This is a genomic window from Rhodococcoides sp. S146-33 (genome assembly GCF_059489205.1).
This window is the reverse complement of sequence record NZ_JCAJWY010000006.1, coordinates 39,124-54,123: the sequence shown is the minus strand read 5'-3', so window position 1 is coordinate 54,123 and position 15,000 is coordinate 39,124. Positions and strand designations below refer to the sequence as shown.

Annotated in this window: 18 protein-coding genes; 11 read left to right on the top strand and 7 right to left on the bottom strand. The window is 61.7% G+C overall.

Translation table 11 applies throughout. The features are described 5' to 3' along the window. Positions 1 to 44: 44 nt before the first annotated feature. The gene (locus tag AC5WEY_RS21245) at positions 45 to 1,091 is read right to left on the bottom strand and encodes an SDR family oxidoreductase (RefSeq protein ID WP_495647410.1); all 1,047 of its coding nucleotides are present in this window, start codon (positions 1,089 to 1,091) and stop codon (positions 45 to 47) included. Between the two features lie 167 nt (positions 1,092 to 1,258). Here AC5WEY_RS21245 and AC5WEY_RS21240 point away from each other — a divergent pair, with 167 nt between their 5' ends. Further along, positions 1,259 to 1,501 carry an ArsR/SmtB family transcription factor gene (locus AC5WEY_RS21240; protein WP_495647560.1) on the top strand — a complete coding sequence of 81 codons (243 nt, stop codon included), beginning with the start codon at positions 1,259 to 1,261 and terminating at the stop codon, positions 1,499 to 1,501. Here the strand turns inward: AC5WEY_RS21240 and AC5WEY_RS21235 are convergent. After that, positions 1,485 to 2,966 carry an SAM-dependent methyltransferase gene (locus AC5WEY_RS21235; protein ID WP_495647409.1) on the bottom strand — a complete coding sequence of 494 codons (1,482 nt, stop codon included), beginning with the start codon at positions 2,964 to 2,966 and terminating at the stop codon, positions 1,485 to 1,487. The two genes, AC5WEY_RS21240 and AC5WEY_RS21235, sit on opposite strands and share 17 nt — an antisense overlap. A gap of 116 nt (positions 2,967 to 3,082) precedes the next feature. Between AC5WEY_RS21235 and AC5WEY_RS21230 the strand changes: the two genes are divergently transcribed. From AC5WEY_RS21230 to AC5WEY_RS21220, 3 genes are read left to right on the top strand one after another with little or no spacing between them, the layout of a single operon-like run. Further along, positions 3,083 to 3,586 carry a hypothetical protein gene (locus tag AC5WEY_RS21230; protein WP_495647408.1) on the top strand — a complete coding sequence of 168 codons (504 nt, stop codon included), beginning with the start codon at positions 3,083 to 3,085 and terminating at the stop codon, positions 3,584 to 3,586. Positions 3,587 to 3,603: 17 nt separating this feature from the next. After that, positions 3,604 to 4,383: a hypothetical protein gene (locus AC5WEY_RS21225; protein WP_495647407.1), complete on the top strand. Its 780-nt coding sequence runs from the start codon at positions 3,604 to 3,606 to the stop codon at positions 4,381 to 4,383. 59 nt (positions 4,384 to 4,442) lie between these two features. Further along, complete coding sequence (locus AC5WEY_RS21220; protein WP_495647406.1) at positions 4,443 to 5,654, top strand: Fic family protein; 1,212 nt, start codon at positions 4,443 to 4,445, stop codon at positions 5,652 to 5,654. An 18-nt stretch (positions 5,655 to 5,672) separates the two neighbouring features. On the opposite strand, the gene AC5WEY_RS21215 is transcribed toward AC5WEY_RS21220, so the two are convergent. After that, a complete protein-coding gene (locus AC5WEY_RS21215; protein ID WP_495647405.1) occupies positions 5,673 to 6,920 on the bottom strand; it encodes a TetR/AcrR family transcriptional regulator in 1,248 nt (415 codons plus the stop codon). A 173-nt stretch (positions 6,921 to 7,093) separates the two neighbouring features. Between AC5WEY_RS21215 and AC5WEY_RS21210 the strand changes: the two genes are divergently transcribed. Beyond that, positions 7,094 to 7,354 (top strand): LuxR C-terminal-related transcriptional regulator, encoded by a 261-nt coding sequence (locus tag AC5WEY_RS21210; RefSeq protein WP_495647404.1) that lies wholly within the window; start codon positions 7,094 to 7,096, stop codon positions 7,352 to 7,354. 4 nt (positions 7,355 to 7,358) lie between these two features. On the opposite strand, the gene AC5WEY_RS21205 is transcribed toward AC5WEY_RS21210, so the two are convergent. Continuing rightward, positions 7,359 to 8,012 (bottom strand): DedA family protein, encoded by a 654-nt coding sequence (locus AC5WEY_RS21205; protein ID WP_495647403.1) that lies wholly within the window; start codon positions 8,010 to 8,012, stop codon positions 7,359 to 7,361. A gap of 87 nt (positions 8,013 to 8,099) precedes the next feature. Here AC5WEY_RS21205 and AC5WEY_RS21200 point away from each other — a divergent pair, with 87 nt between their 5' ends. Next, the gene (locus AC5WEY_RS21200) at positions 8,100 to 9,128 is read left to right on the top strand and encodes an SMP-30/gluconolactonase/LRE family protein (protein WP_495647402.1); all 1,029 of its coding nucleotides are present in this window, start codon (positions 8,100 to 8,102) and stop codon (positions 9,126 to 9,128) included. 114 nt (positions 9,129 to 9,242) lie between these two features. Then, positions 9,243 to 9,800: a hypothetical protein gene (locus AC5WEY_RS21195; RefSeq protein WP_495647401.1), complete on the top strand. Its 558-nt coding sequence runs from the start codon at positions 9,243 to 9,245 to the stop codon at positions 9,798 to 9,800. 60 nt (positions 9,801 to 9,860) lie between these two features. On the opposite strand, the gene AC5WEY_RS21190 is transcribed toward AC5WEY_RS21195, so the two are convergent. After that, positions 9,861 to 10,346 (bottom strand): SRPBCC family protein, encoded by a 486-nt coding sequence (locus AC5WEY_RS21190; protein ID WP_495647400.1) that lies wholly within the window; start codon positions 10,344 to 10,346, stop codon positions 9,861 to 9,863. Between the two features lie 4 nt (positions 10,347 to 10,350). Next, on the bottom strand, positions 10,351 to 10,692 hold the full coding sequence (locus tag AC5WEY_RS21185) for an ArsR/SmtB family transcription factor (protein WP_495647399.1): 342 nt from the start codon (positions 10,690 to 10,692) through the stop codon (positions 10,351 to 10,353). Between the two features lie 108 nt (positions 10,693 to 10,800). On the opposite strand from AC5WEY_RS21185, the gene AC5WEY_RS21180 reads away from it, so the two are divergent. From AC5WEY_RS21180 to AC5WEY_RS21170, 3 genes are all read left to right on the top strand, one after another. Further along, on the top strand, positions 10,801 to 11,490 hold the full coding sequence (locus AC5WEY_RS21180; RefSeq protein WP_495647398.1) for a DUF998 domain-containing protein: 690 nt from the start codon (positions 10,801 to 10,803) through the stop codon (positions 11,488 to 11,490). 64 nt (positions 11,491 to 11,554) lie between these two features. Then, positions 11,555 to 12,127 (top strand): DUF3558 domain-containing protein, encoded by a 573-nt coding sequence (locus AC5WEY_RS21175; RefSeq protein WP_495647397.1) that lies wholly within the window; start codon positions 11,555 to 11,557, stop codon positions 12,125 to 12,127. 13 nt (positions 12,128 to 12,140) lie between these two features. Further along, on the top strand, positions 12,141 to 12,536 hold the full coding sequence (locus AC5WEY_RS21170) for a hypothetical protein (protein ID WP_495647396.1): 396 nt from the start codon (positions 12,141 to 12,143) through the stop codon (positions 12,534 to 12,536). 60 nt (positions 12,537 to 12,596) lie between these two features. Here AC5WEY_RS21170 and AC5WEY_RS21165 read toward each other — a convergent pair whose 3' ends face one another. Continuing rightward, on the bottom strand, positions 12,597 to 13,970 hold the full coding sequence (locus tag AC5WEY_RS21165) for a dicarboxylate/amino acid:cation symporter (protein WP_495647395.1): 1,374 nt from the start codon (positions 13,968 to 13,970) through the stop codon (positions 12,597 to 12,599). A gap of 318 nt (positions 13,971 to 14,288) precedes the next feature. On the opposite strand from AC5WEY_RS21165, the gene AC5WEY_RS21160 reads away from it, so the two are divergent. Then, on the top strand, positions 14,289 to 14,957 hold the full coding sequence (locus AC5WEY_RS21160) for a SanA/YdcF family protein (RefSeq protein ID WP_495647394.1): 669 nt from the start codon (positions 14,289 to 14,291) through the stop codon (positions 14,955 to 14,957). The last annotated feature ends 43 nt before the right edge of the window (positions 14,958 to 15,000 follow it).

Below are 15,000 nucleotides of genomic sequence, written 5' to 3'. Positions count from 1 at the left end.
TGCGGCCGGTGCCGTCCGGGTGCGGAATCAGGACGGGCGTGTATTCACGGGATGATGCGTTGTCTCCTCAGATCGGCGACGATGTCGGCGAACATTGCCTCGGTGTCCACGAAACGATGAAAGCCCAGGCGGCGCGCCTTGGAACCGTCGGAGATGACGTCGTAATCCCAGGAGAACACGAAATCGCCGAATCCCCAGGAAGATACATCACGGTAGGGAGTGGGCTTCAGATCGTGCTCGGCAACGATCGAATTCCACAGCGGCTCCTTGTCGGCCATAACGTCGGCCAACGACATCGGAAGTGGGGTTGCGGTATCCAACCCGAAGAGGCCCGCGATGCGAGGCCACATGTCGTTCCAGCGGAACAGGTCTCCGTTGGTGATGTTGAACGCCTGGTTCGCGCACTCGGGAGTGGTTGCAGCCCATACCGTCGCTTCGGCGAGCAACGACGCATCGGTCATCTCCAGCAGTGATCCGAAGGCACCGGGCTTGCCCGGAAAACGCATCGGCACGCCCAGCTTCGTGCACATGGTTGCGTAGACAGCGATGACCGTGGCCAAATTCATCGGATTTCCGAGCGCCACACCGCACACCACTGATGGCCGGATAGCCGACCAGGTCCACGTCTTGCCTACCTGACGGGTTTCGAGGAAGTGCTGTTGGTCGACGTTGAACTCGGGCGGCATGTGCGGTGGATCGGATTCGCGGGCAGGAGTTTTGAACGGGCCCAGATGCGCGCCGTACACCTTGTATCCCTGCATCAGGCTGACGTGTTCCAGATTTGGGGAACCGTCCTCGATCACTGTGACCACGTTGACGAGCATCTCCAGATTGGGAGGCACCAGCTCGGCCCACGTTGGGCGTTCCTGATACGCGGCGTAGAAGACGTGAGTGACCTCAGTCAGGTGCGAGAGTGTGCGTCGAGTTTCCTCGCGGTCGAGGAGATCCACCGCGATGTGCCGGACGCGTTCGTTGTCTTCTCCGCCGCGGCGTGAAAGCCCGATGATGTCCCAATCCCCACTGTGCTGCAGGTGGGCGAGAAGATTTCCGGCGATCACTCCGTTGGCCCCTACGACGACTGCTCGCTGCATCAGCTGCTCCTTATCTAAATATCGCGATATTGCGATGTCCGGATAAGTAGACCACAGATCGGGATATTGCGATATTGGAGTACGCTTCGACGGTGGCTGACGAACTGGACCCCGCGGAGCTAGCGGCAGTGTTCGGTGCCCTCAGTAACCCGGCACGATTGGCGATCATGCAATGGCTCAAGGACCCGAGCGATTTCCCGCCGCAGCTCGAACCGGCCGAACAGGTAGGGGTGTGCCTGAAGCACATTCAATCCAGAGCGGGCGTGTCCCAATCGACTGCCTCGCAATACATGGCGGTGCTACAGCGCACCCACCTGGTGACGAGCACCAAAATTGGGCCCTGGGTGCACTACAAACGCAACGCCGCCTATCTCGAGCGACTGGCCGAGACGATCAAGACCGACCTGTGAAGCTTTCGATGGCCTGATGTACTGCGCTGCGGTTCGCATGTACAGCCAGAGCCCGATTTCGTAGTGTCTCGTGGTCGGCTTCCCGCGCAATAGCTGCGAGATCGATGCGTTGCAGGAGCTTCTTGGTCACCGGTCTCTTGCTGTCCCAGAATGCCAGAGCCGCAATGAGATCAGTGGCTTCCGGTCCGGTCAACAGCGCGTGGGCGACTGCGCATGATGCGGGATCCTCGAAAGGGAGCAGGTAGGTGGCGTCGTCGAACACCGCTGGTCTGCCGTCGTAGGGGCCGATCATTCTGAACTGCGGGATCTTGTGGAACCCGGAGATCGCAATCTTGTACGGCGCGAAGGTGTACGGGCCGACGCCGAAGATGCAGAAGCGGGCCCTCTTTCGGTAGATCGTCGACTTCCGCCCGTCGAGCGCAGAGGCGTTCTCATTGAGGTATGTCCACAACTTCGGTGCGGTGTGCGCCAACTGATCGGTGTCGTCACCGGTATGCGACTGCGGCACGATCATCCACCTGGACACTGAGTCCAGCTTGTCGCGGTAGACGTCGGTGCACTTGAACAGTGGGAACAGATAGTCGGGTTCGATATCCACGCTGCTTCCCATTTTGGTTCGTGGACCATCGTTTTCGATCAACTCCATCACCGCGGTGGCATCGTGCTTGATTCCCTGCCGCCAGGTAAGTGGGCTGACACCGTCGAAGTGCTTGCTCCGCTCGTACGCGGCGACGTTCGCGACGAGCTGGCCGTCGACGACGCCGATTCTGTTGTCCGGTTGTGACGCGTCGATGCTGGGCAATGTCGGTGCGGTGTAGTCGGTCTTGCCCGGCCCGAGTTCGACGGTGAACCAGCACGCATCGACCCCTGCGTCGAACCACTTCTTCGCATCGATCATCCGCAGGCTCGAACCGGTCACCGGGAGCTGTTGCTCCGCGCTGTGAAGCAGAACATTGCGCGCGACCTGGGTCTTGCAGATCATCGCGATGGTCACCGGTCTATCTCCGAACTCGGTGATGAGCTTGATCCAAATGTATTCTGCGATATCGAAATTCGAGCTACCAGTGATGGCGTCGATTCCGCGGGCGTTCTTGGTGTTCGTGCGGGACGGGCGATTGACGGAATCGAGTACCGACAGTTGCGAGTTGGTCACCCACGGTGGGTTACCGATGACGAGGGTCGGGCCGGGTCCCGATGTCCAGTCGACATCTCGGGCCAGGTCGAAGTCGAAAATCGACGCAGTGATGACTCTGCCGAATTGTGCTGCAGTCGAAACATACTCGGGCTGTATTTCGATCCCGACACGTTCGGCGTCTGAGTGACTCTGCGCCATCACCGACAGGAAGTTCCCGACTCCGCACGTCGGTTCGAGGACCCGGGTCCACTCTCGACGCGGCAGGGTGTTGACCAACGCGCGCGCCAACTCGATCGGGGTCTGGAAGTCCCCGAACTCGTTGTTGGGCATTGCGTGCCTCCGGCAGTGGTGCGGATATGTGCCTTCTGTGGCACAGGAGCATAGCCTGCGGACCGACCCAGAGCCTCAGCATCACACCACTGCCGGAGGCATTAAAGTGAACTGGGATGAAGCTTTCGCGCGCCGCCCTCCTGCTGTCCAGTCTCGTATTCACCGGTGCCCTTGCGTGGGTCGCCCTGACTGCAGGTGACGAGGTTCCGGCGCATTTCGACGGATCCGGTCAAGTGGATCGGATGGACTCGAAACTTTCGTTCCTCCTCACGATGGGCGGTACCGGGTTCGTCATGATCGGGTTGTTCGTCAGCGTCGGTCGGTGGCTGCCGAAGCTTCCGGCACAGATGGTGAATCTGCCGAGTCGACGATTGCACGAGTACTGGACTTCCCCCGAGAATCGACCCGAACTGAATCGCAAGATGTCCGAGGACCTCGAGTGGATCGGTTCCGTCACCGCACTGCTGTTCGCCTGGATATGCGTCGTCGCGGGCACGACCACTGATGCGTCGGTGAGCGTCTGGGTATTCGCGGTGCCGACGGTGCTTTATGTGGTGTCGATTCTGGGATACGCGGCCTTCGTGTTCAAGGGCAGTCGTTACCGCATTCCGAAGGACTGACCGATTGGGGAGTGGCTATGGGTTGGAATCCGTTCGATCGTAGGTCGAAGGATCAGCGCGCGATCGACGACGCAGTGGCCGATCTCGGCAAGCCAGCGTGGCGTGGTGGGCACGGCCACTTCGTCCGAGCGGCACTCACCTCCTGGCGGCTCGCCGCTGCGTCCACTCTGCATGATCCCCCGACTGCAACCAGACTCGACAGAGTCCGCAAGGTCGTAGATCGGGAGCCCGCAAGTCGAGGACAGGCCGATGTTGCCGAGCTCGAGAGTCTCCGAAAGACGGTCACCGGCAGTGTCGTCTACGCCGTCGCTGCTCTGGCCACTGCTATCGAAGGTCTGGCGGCATGGACGGCGGATGACGTAGCGCATCGGATCGTGCGCATCGACCTGTCTGCGGAAGTGGCCTCGGTCGCGCGTAGTGCAGGGCTGCTCCAAGCTGCCTTCGATCGTCTCGGTGGACCACCGTCGGGTCATCTCGCCAAAGATGCCGAGGTGCAAGCAATGTACGCCCGGCGCACCGAAGCGCTCGCCGATCGACAACGCACCCTGATACTGAGACTGGCTGCACTGCGTTCGTATCTGGACGGACTGATGGACATCGAGAAGGAGCTCGAGAAGATGCGGTGGATCGAGCATCACGGGTCTCCGGACTTCGCCGAACTCGAGGAGCGCGAAAGTGATGAGCTGGCGTCCTTGAATCTCAGCGCGGCGCGAGATCTGTTCGACGAGGCGACCGATCGGATCGGAGTGCAGTTGCGCGAGGCGGCGCAGAAGCTAGGGGAGTCCGGGCAGCGCTGACGTGGGTATCGGCTAGACATACCAAACCCTACGGCAATAAGGTTTGGTATATTCCATCGGTGGCAGATGATCAGGACGCCGGCCGATGGCCCGTGGTCGAATTCGAGCGTCGACCATGGCAGGCGTCCGATACCTACGCCTCGCGCGCCCAACGTCGGCTGCATCAGGGTGACTATCGCGCGTGCGTGCCGGCGCGAATCGCGGATGCGGATGTGACGTTGCCGGCGCAGCTGCTTGCGGAGGCGGAGGATGCTCTCCGTGAAATCGTCCGCTTCGACCAGTACGCCTCGGTGCAACTCGGTTCATCGGTCGAGCTCGCACCGATGAGTTCGATTCTGCTGCGAACGGAAAGCTCGGCGTCCTCGCAGATCGAGAATCTGACCGTGGGAGCCAGGGCGCTCGCACTCGCCGAATTGGGTTCGCCCACAACACGAAATGCCTCGATCGTGTCGGCGAACGTCCGCGCGATGGAAGCTGCCCTCGAGGTAGGTTCCTCGATCGACGCATCGAGTGTCCTGGCAATGCACTATTCGCTGATGGAGCCCCGCGGCGACCCGCAGCCAGGGCGGTGGCGCACCGAGCAAGTATGGATCGGGGGATCGGACTTCGGCCCGCACCGCGCGGCATTCGTACCGCCGCACCACGATCGGTTGCCGGACGCGCTGGACGATCTGTTCGATTTCGCCGCTCGCTCGGACCTCCCGGTCATCCCGCACGTAGCAGTCACGCACGCGCAATTCGAGACGCTCCACCCGTTCACGGACGGAAACGGTCGCACCGGCCGCGCGATCATTCACGGAATGCTCCGTAGGGCACAGGTGACCGAACGAGTGACGGTTCCGCTGTCGGCCGGATTGCTGACCGATACTGCCGGCTATTTCGAGAGCCTCGATGCCTATCGGAGGGGAGATGTGCAGGCGATCGTTCGTAGTCTCACCGCGGCGACGTTTCATGCCGTTGCCGGTGGTCGACGGTTGGTCGACGACTTGGCAGCCGCTCGAGCCGGATATGTCGAACGCATCGTTGCTCGCAGCGACTCGGTTGTCTGGAAGCTCGTCGACGCGCTGGTGGCGCAGCCGGTTGTCGACAATGCCTATGTGCGAGGCACATTCGGAGTCAGCGAGATCGCGGCTCAGCGAGCGATCGACAAACTGGCCGAGGCGGACATCCTTCACCAGACATCGAAGGGGCGACGAAACAGGATATGGCAGGCGGACGAGATACTTGCTGCGCTGGACCGCTTCGCCGACAGAATCCGGAGGGTCCGATGACACGCACTCGGTCGATGCTCAGTGCGCACCGAGGCCGTCGAGGAGAAGGTCAGCAACGAAGTTCGTGTTGTCCTGCGGGCTGTTCTGTCGTCGTGTGAAACACCGCATCAACAGAGTGTTGGTGATGCCTGCGGCGAGATCGACTGGGCTCGAGCCCTTTCGGAAGATTCCGCTGTCCTGCCCCCGTGCGATGACCGGGGCAATGATCGCCGGCAGGTTGAGCTTCTCCTTGATCGAGATCAATCCCTCCGGCTCACCATAGGTGTCGTGTGCGACGGCGACGAGGAGCGCATCCATGAATTCGATTTCATCCGAAGCGAGTTGCGCGCACCGCAGCATGTGATTGCGCAGAATCGTGAGCTCGTCGAGGCCCAGCAACTGGTCGTCGGCTACCGACTCGCGAAGACGATCGACTCGATTCTGCAGCGCTGCCACGATGACGGACGGCTTGGTCGGGAAGAGCGTCTTGCATGCCGCCCTCGGCACTCCTGCGATATCGGCGACGTCATCCATGCGCGTCATGAAGTAGCCACGTTTTCCGAACTCGTCGCGCGCAGCGGTGACGATCGCAGCACGCGGATCGCGAGGAAGTGGGCGGTCCTCGACCGGGACACCGACTTCCCCTGCGCCGTCGTCGAGGTGCTGATGATGTCCCGACGTGTCGACGACGGCCCCGAGGAAGGCAAGAACCGCGTCGGACATCACATCGGGCGATACGGATGTTGCGTCCACCTGACTGCGGAGGCGAAAGCCGTCGATGATGGCGTTGATCGTCACGGCGAACGATCGGGCTGTGAAGGGACGGCGGAAGGCCCCACCGTCGGGATCGAACAGTGCTTCGAATGCGTCCAGTACGGCTTCGTCTCGGACGCGGTAAGCGCCGGCGAGTGCGGGAGAAGAGGGACCGCTGAAAACGTGGTCGAGAAGTGACTCGGTGATGCCGTTCCGGTCGACGAGTGCCGGAAAGTGACGCGCAACGAGCGCCGACACCGTTGCGCGAATCGATGCACCGTTGGCCGTCGCCTGGGTCCGGACAGTCTCGTGAACGTCGGTGGGCAGTGGCGTACGGGACAGATGCTCGACCACCTTGTCGAGAAAGTCGGCCTTGGTGCTGAACTTGCGAAAGAACGTCGCTGTCGACGAGTCGGCTGCGTGGACGACGTCCTCGACGCGCACACCGCGTTCGAGAATCCTTCGAGGATCTGCGACCAACAACGTGACAGCCGCCTCGACGAAATGGGCGGCAGTCGCATCGAGCTGGTTCATGGGGACGGACTTTACCGAGGTGAGGCTCACCGCGGTGGTGCCGGTGACAGTCTTCACTCTCGGGTGAGAGCAATCTCGGTCATTCGCCGGAGTGACCCAACGGAGCGAGTGCGGTGTCATTGGCCGTGATCGCACCGCCGGGACAGCTGTGGTGCACGAAATCAAGGATCCTCATGACAGTTCTCGACATCCGCATCGGCGACGCTCCCGATCCACGGCTCAGTGCTCGTGAAATCGAAGTACTCACCGCCTGGCTCATCTCGGACTCGAAAGCGGAGGTATCGCGCTCGCTCTACCTGGCGATGGGGACCGTGAACACTCACCTGACGCGCATTCGAGCGAAGTATTCCGCGGTCGGGCGCAGCGCACCCACCAAAGCGACGTTGCTGGCGAGGGCTCTGCAGGACGGCTTCATCGACATCGACGAACTGTGAGGGCCTACTGAGCCTCGACGCGCCTGGACTTCATTTTCTTCACCACGAACCACGCGATCAACGCCACAACGATGCCGATGACGATGTACTGGAACACCGAGGCGTAGTTCTCCACGTAATGCCAGTTCTCGCCGAGGAAGTAGCCTGCGAGGACGAAAATCGAGTTCCAGATCAGGCTGCCCAGCGTCGTGTAGAGCAAGAATTGCAGGATCGGCATCCTGGACACTCCGGCCGGAATCGAAATTCCCGAGCGCACCACTGGGATCATGCGGCCGAAGAACACCGCCGATCGACCGTGACGGGTGAACCAATCCTCGGCCTTGGTCAGATCCTCGGTACCCACGAACGGCATCTTCTCGACGATGGCGTACATCCGGTCGCGGCCGAGCTTGATGCCGAGCCAGTACAGAACCAACGCACCGAGAACCGAGCCGGCCGTCGTCCAGAAGAGCGCACCGAAGAGAGTCATCCCGCCCTGCGATGCGGTGAACCCGGCAAGGGGCAGGATGATCTCGCTGGGTAGCGGCGGGAAAAAGTTCTCGGCGGCCACCGCGATTCCGGCGCCGGGGCCACCGATGGCCTCCATCAAGCTGACCGCCCAACCGGCGATTCCGCCGAGTTCGGTACTGGTCGCGGCAAGGGTGGAGGGGTCACTCATGACAACGACTGTACGAAATGTATCGACCGAAAATCTGCTCACCAGGACAAATGCCCGGAAATTGAGACATATGGAACACTCGAACGTGTGAACCGAGTCTCTCGAGTAGTCCCTGTTGTCGCCGTCGCCACACTAGTGCTGAGTGCCTGCGGGTCCTCGGATACGGCGGAACCCGCACCGAGCACCACGACCGATTCCACCTCGTCGTCGTCGTCGGCGTCGGCGTCGCAAAGTTCGAGCAGCGCGACGACCTACAACCTGCCGGGCACAGGAGTGTTCCCCGAAGGCATCACCGCAGCGGACGACATGTTCTACGTGACGTCCACGTCCGACGGCGCAGTGTTCCGCGGAACCGTCGGCTCCCCGGATGTGTCGGTGTTTCTGCCCGGCGGCGCGGATGGACGCACGGGTGCGGCCGGACTCGACGTGCTCGATGACGACGATCGCCCCGACTACTTGGTGATCGCCGGTGGAGCGACAGGCAAGGTGTGGGTGTACGACGCCAACTCCGGTGATCTGGTGGCCACGTTCACCAACGGTCTCGGCACCGACGCGACGTTCCTCAACGACGTTGCGATTGCCGACAACGGTGATGCCTTCGTGACGGATTCACGCAGCCCGGCGCTGTACCGCATTCCCTTCGACCAAATCGTGGCCGGGACGCAGGACGCTCCATTGGAAACGTTCGTGAACTTCGACGGCAGCCCGTTCGTCTACGGGGAGGGCTTCAATGCCAACGGCATCGTCGAGAACGACGACGAATCGGCACTGATCGTCGTGCAGTCCAGCACAGGAAATCTGTACCGGATCGACAAGACCTCGAAAGAGGTCAGCCAGGTCGACCTCGGTGGGGCGACGCTCATGAACGGCGATGGGATGGAAACGGACGACGACACGCTGTATGTCGTTCGTAATCGCGACGGTCTGATCGCAAAGGTCGATCTCGACGATGACGGCCGACGTGGAACGGTCACCGGCGAGGTCACCGATGCGTCGTTCGCTTACCCCACAACTGTTGCCGCAGTGGATGATCGGCTGCTCGTGGTGAACAGTCAGTTCGACAAGCGTGGGGGAGAACCCGTCGAGCCGTTCACCGTCAGCTCTGTTCCGGAGTAGAGCGGCTTCGCCGCACGTGCACGGAAATTCGTAGCAGCGACCGAAGTTCCGTGCACCACGATCGATCGGCGAGAACCGCTGTACTCGTGGTGGAACTGTGCGACGGTAGGCCACATGAGATCCGGCGCACGCATGGCTCCCGAAAAGATCGGCTCGATCATCGGAGCCGTTTTCGGACTGGTCTTCGTCTTCGTCAATTCGGATACGTTTCCGTCGATCTTGACCGTCGGGCTGCGCGTCGTTGCAGTGGTGGCGTTGGTCGCTGTGCTTCTCGCAGTGTGGCGAGTCCCGCCGGCCCCCGCTCCGGAAGGCGGAGGTCGCGGCGGCTTCGGCCGCGGTTACTGGGTTGTGGTCGCTGTCGAGGTGGTTGCAATCTTCGGCGGTCTCGCAATCATCAACGGTCCACTCGATGCACCGCAGGCTGCGGTCGCATGGATTTCGACTGTGGTGGGCCTGCACTTCGTCGCCCTCGCGCTGGTGTGGAAGTTACGGTTCTTCACCGGCCTCGGTGTGGCGTTGACCGCGCTCGGGGTACTCGCTCTGATTCTCGCCGCTGCGGGTGCCGCCGACAGTTCTATCGACGCGATCGGTGCAGTCCTGCCCGGCTTCCTGCTGCTCGGCTTTGCCCTGTGGGGGAGCAGCCGAGCGCTGGTCGGCACCAACCACCGATGAGCGGCTTCGCCGCATGTGCACGGAAATTCGGTGCAGAGACCGAAGTTCCGTGCACCACGATCAGTCGGCGACGATCACGTCGATCTGGTCCAGGGCCAAGGCCATCCCCTCGTCCATGCCCATCTCGACGAGTTGTTCGAGTTGCTCGAGGGAGTCGAATCGCGACCTGATGGTCATACGCGTTCTGCCGTCGACATCCTCGAGCGTGGCGACCGCGTGAGTGACCGGCAATGTCGACGACGGATTTCCGGTGTCGTCGGCGAACCCGTCGTCGAACGAGAGCGTCGTCGGCGCGGAGATCTCGGTGAAAAGCCACCAGCCGGCGGCCTTCTCGCCGTCCGGTCCGGTCATGAAGTACGACGCCTTGCCACCGGGAACGAAGTCATGGCTCTCGAACGTCGCGGGCCACGTCGGTGGTCCCCACCATCGTTCGAGTTGGCGCGGGTCCTCCCAGATTTGCCAGACGCGTTCGACTTTCGCGTCGAACTCGGCGACCACGGTCATGGTCAAATTCTCAGCGTCCTTGTGTGAGCTGATGAACGGCATGGTGTTACCCCTTCTTGTCCTCACCGAGAATGTCGTCGATCCGGTCGACACGGTGTCGCCAGATCTCCTCGTAGGCTCCGAGCAGCGAGCGTGCGTGTGCGATGGTGTCCAATCGAACTCGCACGATCTGCTCCCTGCCACGCTTGTGCTTCGTGATCACGGCGGCGCGTTCGAGAACCGCGACGTGTTTCTGTACGGCGGCAAAGCTCATGGCGTAGTGAGATGCCAACTCCGACACGGACTGTTCGCCGACGGTGACCTTTGTGACGATGTCACGACGAGTCGTATCCGCGAACGCCTGGAACAGGCGATCCACCTCTTCGTCCCTCAACTCATCTACAACCATGTGGTTGTACGTTATTCCTGGCTCGGTCCTGCGTCAAGAGGGCAGATCGATCTGTCGGGCAACATGGAGTGTGGACGGCGACCCTCGTCGTCCGAGAGGAGTGCCAACGTGCAGATTCGACCGGCAAAGATCGGCGCTCTGTCGATCGTGTTGGGGGCGCTGGTGGTGCTGGTTCTCGATCTCTACACCGCGTGGCAGACGCCCTCGCATCTGCGGCGCACGATCAGCGAATACGGACTCGGCGCACAGCAGTGGGTGTTCTCGATCGGGGTTGTCCTGCTCGCGTTCGGCTCGGCACTCACTCTTGCGTCCGCGCTTCGGCATCGCCTCACTCGGCCCGCATCGGCCGCCTCTATCTGCTTGACGCTCTGGACAGTGGGTCTCGTGGCTGTCGTCGCAGTGCCGAAGCAGGATTGGTCGAACAACGCCTCGCTCAGTCTCGGCGGGTCGATCCACCGACTCGGTGCCGCCGTAGCATTCGTCAGCATCCCGATCGCAGTCTTCGCGTTCTCCCGGCCCTGGATTCGCGACGGCCGGTGGGCAGCCCGCGCGCGAATCACTCTGGGCCTGAGCATGCTGTCGGTCGTGACGCTGCTGCCCATCGTGTACGCACTCGCGGTCGGTGCCACCGGCTCGCGACCCTGGTATCGGGTGGTCACCCTCGGATACGTGGAACGAGTGCTCGTCGTCGCCGAAGTGATCGCGTTGATCTCGCTGGCCGTGTGGGTGTGGGCAGCCGAACGCAGGAGTCTTGATTCTGTCGAGTCAGAGGAGATCAAGGCCTCGCAACCCGTCTAGGGAACCGATCGGGCTCGTGTTGCGTCCAACCATCGAGTGACGTCGGTGGCGAGAGGGCGAACGTATGCGGTCAACGGGTAGGCATCTGCTTGCGGCAGCCTGCGCTTCGGTTCTGGTGCTGACGGGATGCGCTGCCTCGACGCAGGGGACTCCTGTCGCCAGTGAAGATTCTTCGACGGAGCAGACGACGGTCGCGACGGTCCCCGGGGAACCGTTCGATCCATGCACGATCCCGAAGTCGGCAGTGACGGCCAGTGGGTTGGACGTGAGTACGGAGCGGGCGGATTTCGCGGGAATCACGACGTACCCCGGTTGGAAGAACTGTGCGTGGGATGGGCCGACCGAGACGCCGTGGTACTTCTTCATCGTCCAATCCTCGATCAATTCGCTTGATCAATTTTTAGGCAGTCCGCAGAATGAAAATCAGGTTCCTATCCGCATAGGCCCTCGCGCGGCAGTTCAGTTCAACCTCGCAGAGGACGGCGAACCGCCAGAGGGATGCAGTATTGCGCTCGAGGCGAGCGGGAACCTCATAATCTTGATCCTTCATAAAATAGGCTCGAAAGACTTATTGGGTGATCCCTGCGCCGAAGTCAACAAGCATGCCGAGGACCTTCAGTCCTACTTGCCAAGATGAAAGGCACACCCCAGTGACCGACAGGACTCTAGGTCTGGCCGACAACCTCGCCTACTGGCGATCGTTGCGCGATCAGGCTGATGACGGCGAACTCCACGTCGAGGCTGATATTGCATTGGCCTGCGATAGGGCGTGTTCTGACTACCTCGAAAAACTGGACAAAATGTTCGAGATGACTGTCGGCCTGTCGTCGCCCGAGGCCTTCGGCGACCTGCCGTCAGCCCAGATGCTAGGTGCCAAATTCCATCGGCTTGCAGTCGGCGAACAAGGCTCCGCCCGCTTCGCGATCAAGCAACAGATCGAGATCATCAAAACGATGCGCGAATTCTTTCAACATTATTTCGCGAGTGTCGAGGCCGCAGACAGTGCCACCGCAGCATCGGTCGAAGCGCTGTCGCCACCTCGATAGACGACGATTCCCGACGACCCACGTGCTCGGTCGTCGGGAATCGCGTATCCAGATGCTCTGTCAGCGAGCGAGTTCCACTTCCGCTTCCTCGTCGACGAAGGGATCGCCGTTTCGCGGAGCGTTGTAGCGCTCGAGGTCGAGGATTCCCTCGCGCTTGGCCACGATGGTCGGCACGAGAGCCTGACCGGTCACGTTGACTGCGGTGCGACCCATGTCGACGATCGGCTCCACCGCGAGCAATAGGCCTACACCGGCGAGAGGCAATCCGAGCGTCGACAGTGTGAGAGTGAGCATCACCGTCGCGCCTGTTGTTCCTGCTGTGGCCGCAGAACCGATCACAGACACAACGATGATCAGCAGGTAATCGGTGATGGTGAGATCGATGCCGTAGAACTGAGCCACGAAGAGGGCCGCGATCGCGGGATAGATTGCCGCGCAACCATCCATCTTCGTCGTCGCTCCGAGCGGCACGGCGAACGATGCGTACTCACGCGGCACGCCGAGGTTGCGTTCGGTCACACGCTCGGTGAGCGGCAGAGTTCCGATCGACGAGCGAGACACGAAGCCGAGCTGCGTGGCCGGCCACACACCCGAATAGAAGTTGCGCACCGAAAGGCCATGGGCGCGAACGATCAACGGGTACACCACGAAGAACACGACTGCCAGGCCGATATAGATCGACACGGTGAACACGCCAAGCGAACCGATCGCATCCCAGCCGTAGGTGGCCACGGCGTTACCGATCAGAGCAGCAGTGCCGATCGGTGCCAGGCGGATGATCCACCACAACACCTTCTGGACGATGGCCAGCAGCGAGGCGTTGAACGCGAGGAATGGCTCGGCCTTCTTGCCGACCTTGAGCGCAGCAATTCCGATCGCTGCGGCGATGACCAGCAGCTGCAAAATGTTGAAGCTCAACGACGTGGTCGCGGCACCGCTCTCGGCCACCGTGGTCTTCGCGCCGAGCGCGAGGAAGTTGTTCGGCACCAGACCGGTGAGGAACGACCACCAGGACCCGACGCTGGACGGATCTCCGGCCGACTCCGCTCCCGCACTGGTTCGGGAGCCGGGCTGCGCGACCAGCCCGATGACGATGCCGATGATGACGGCGATGAACGCCGTGATGGCGAACCACCACAGCGTCTGAATGGCGAGGCGGGCGGCATTCGTGACTTCACGAAGGTTGGCGATCGAGCTGACGATTGCCGTGAAGACCAGCGGAATCACCGCAACGGTGAGCAGCTTGACGTAGCTCGAACCGATGGTCGACAGAGTGCCGACCAACCAGTTTTCGTTGCCGTCGGCAGCATCGGGCATCGATCGGGCGATCAGCCCGAATACGACGCCAAGGATGAGGCCGGCAACGATCTGTGGGCCGAACGCGGTTGCCCAGGTAGGGACACGGCGCGTGCGGGTAGCGCTGGGCGCAGACATGGTTATGCCTTTCGAAAACGAAGAAGTGCCGACATCAGGTGTGCGGCAGAATGCTCGTCGGGCCGACATGCCCGACGGAGAGGTTGAGGTCTAGAGGACCGTCAACAGGTAGCGCTGGCTTGCAGACGCAAGTCGACGTAGCGTCGAGAGGTCAGCAGCGGATTCACTGGTAAGACGGTACTCGTCGGACATTCGGGGCAGCGGGGCAGGGGTTCTTCTGAGGGTTCATTGTGGAATCGATGTGGGTGTACCGCGGTACCGATGATGCGCCGCGTCGATCGGATACGTTGAGTTCTCTGCCGCCGATGAAACGAGATCATGACTACGAAAGCAACACCCCGAGGACTGGTCCGGCGACTTCTACAAGCAGTGTCCGCCCTCGTTGCAGCGTTGGTAGCGGTCGTCCTGGCATCGGCCGGTTGGGTTGCGTATACGACTGCGGGCAAGGTCTACGACGTCGACGACGCACCGGACGCGCCCGTTGCGATCGTGCTCGGTGCCCAGGTGCGCGACGGTAAGCCGATGCGGTTTCTCGCTGGACGCCTCGACGCCGCGATCACGTTGATGCACACCGGAAAGATCAAAGCGATTTTGGTCTCCGGCGACGCAGACGGCAACTCGGGCAACGAAATTCAGGCCATGACCGACTATCTGATCGAGCACGGCATCGACCCCGCCATGATCATCGGCGACGATCACGGCATCGACACGTGCGCTCGGGCGAAAGAGACGTTCGGCGTCGAACGTGGCCTCATCATCAGTCAACCCCTCCATGTCTCGCGTGCCGTCGCCTTGTGCGAGGACATGGATCTGGAGGTCGACGGCGTGACTGCCGACTGCATCGATTGCAACACGCTGGCTGTGGTGCGTAACTACGCACGAGAGTTGTTGGCGCGTCCCAAAGCGGTGCTGGATCTGTGGTCGGGTCGCGATCCCGTGGTGGTGTCCCCACCGGTCGATTCGCTCGCGACCATCACCGGCAAGTGAATGTTCCGAGCGTGCGATCAGAACGCTCGACGTGAAAGGCGCA

What these genes read in the sequence shown, in the direction of transcription:
- AC5WEY_RS21185 (WP_495647399.1), bottom strand. Translation starts at nt 10,692, where the DNA reads ATGGTTGTAGATGAGTTGAGGGACGAAGAGGTGGATCGCCTGTTCCAG.
- AC5WEY_RS21195 (WP_495647401.1), top strand. Translation starts at nt 9,243, where the DNA reads ATGAGATCCGGCGCACGCATGGCTCCCGAAAAGATCGGCTCGATCATC.
- AC5WEY_RS21210 (WP_495647404.1), top strand. Translation starts at nt 7,094, where the DNA reads ATGACAGTTCTCGACATCCGCATCGGCGACGCTCCCGATCCACGGCTC.
- AC5WEY_RS21175 (WP_495647397.1), top strand. Translation starts at nt 11,555, where the DNA reads ATGCGGTCAACGGGTAGGCATCTGCTTGCGGCAGCCTGCGCTTCGGTT.
- AC5WEY_RS21235 (WP_495647409.1), bottom strand. Translation starts at nt 2,966, where the DNA reads ATGCCCAACAACGAGTTCGGGGACTTCCAGACCCCGATCGAGTTGGCG.
- AC5WEY_RS21190 (WP_495647400.1), bottom strand. Translation starts at nt 10,346, where the DNA reads ATGCCGTTCATCAGCTCACACAAGGACGCTGAGAATTTGACCATGACC.
- AC5WEY_RS21240 (WP_495647560.1), top strand. Translation starts at nt 1,259, where the DNA reads ATGCAATGGCTCAAGGACCCGAGCGATTTCCCGCCGCAGCTCGAACCG.
- AC5WEY_RS21205 (WP_495647403.1), bottom strand. Translation starts at nt 8,012, where the DNA reads ATGAGTGACCCCTCCACCCTTGCCGCGACCAGTACCGAACTCGGCGGA.
- AC5WEY_RS21245 (WP_495647410.1), bottom strand. Translation starts at nt 1,091, where the DNA reads ATGCAGCGAGCAGTCGTCGTAGGGGCCAACGGAGTGATCGCCGGAAAT.
- AC5WEY_RS21215 (WP_495647405.1), bottom strand. Translation starts at nt 6,920, where the DNA reads ATGAACCAGCTCGATGCGACTGCCGCCCATTTCGTCGAGGCGGCTGTC.
- AC5WEY_RS21165 (WP_495647395.1), bottom strand. Translation starts at nt 13,970, where the DNA reads ATGTCTGCGCCCAGCGCTACCCGCACGCGCCGTGTCCCTACCTGGGCA.
- AC5WEY_RS21225 (WP_495647407.1), top strand. Translation starts at nt 3,604, where the DNA reads ATGGGTTGGAATCCGTTCGATCGTAGGTCGAAGGATCAGCGCGCGATC.
- AC5WEY_RS21230 (WP_495647408.1), top strand. Translation starts at nt 3,083, where the DNA reads ATGAAGCTTTCGCGCGCCGCCCTCCTGCTGTCCAGTCTCGTATTCACC.
- AC5WEY_RS21160 (WP_495647394.1), top strand. Translation starts at nt 14,289, where the DNA reads ATGACTACGAAAGCAACACCCCGAGGACTGGTCCGGCGACTTCTACAA.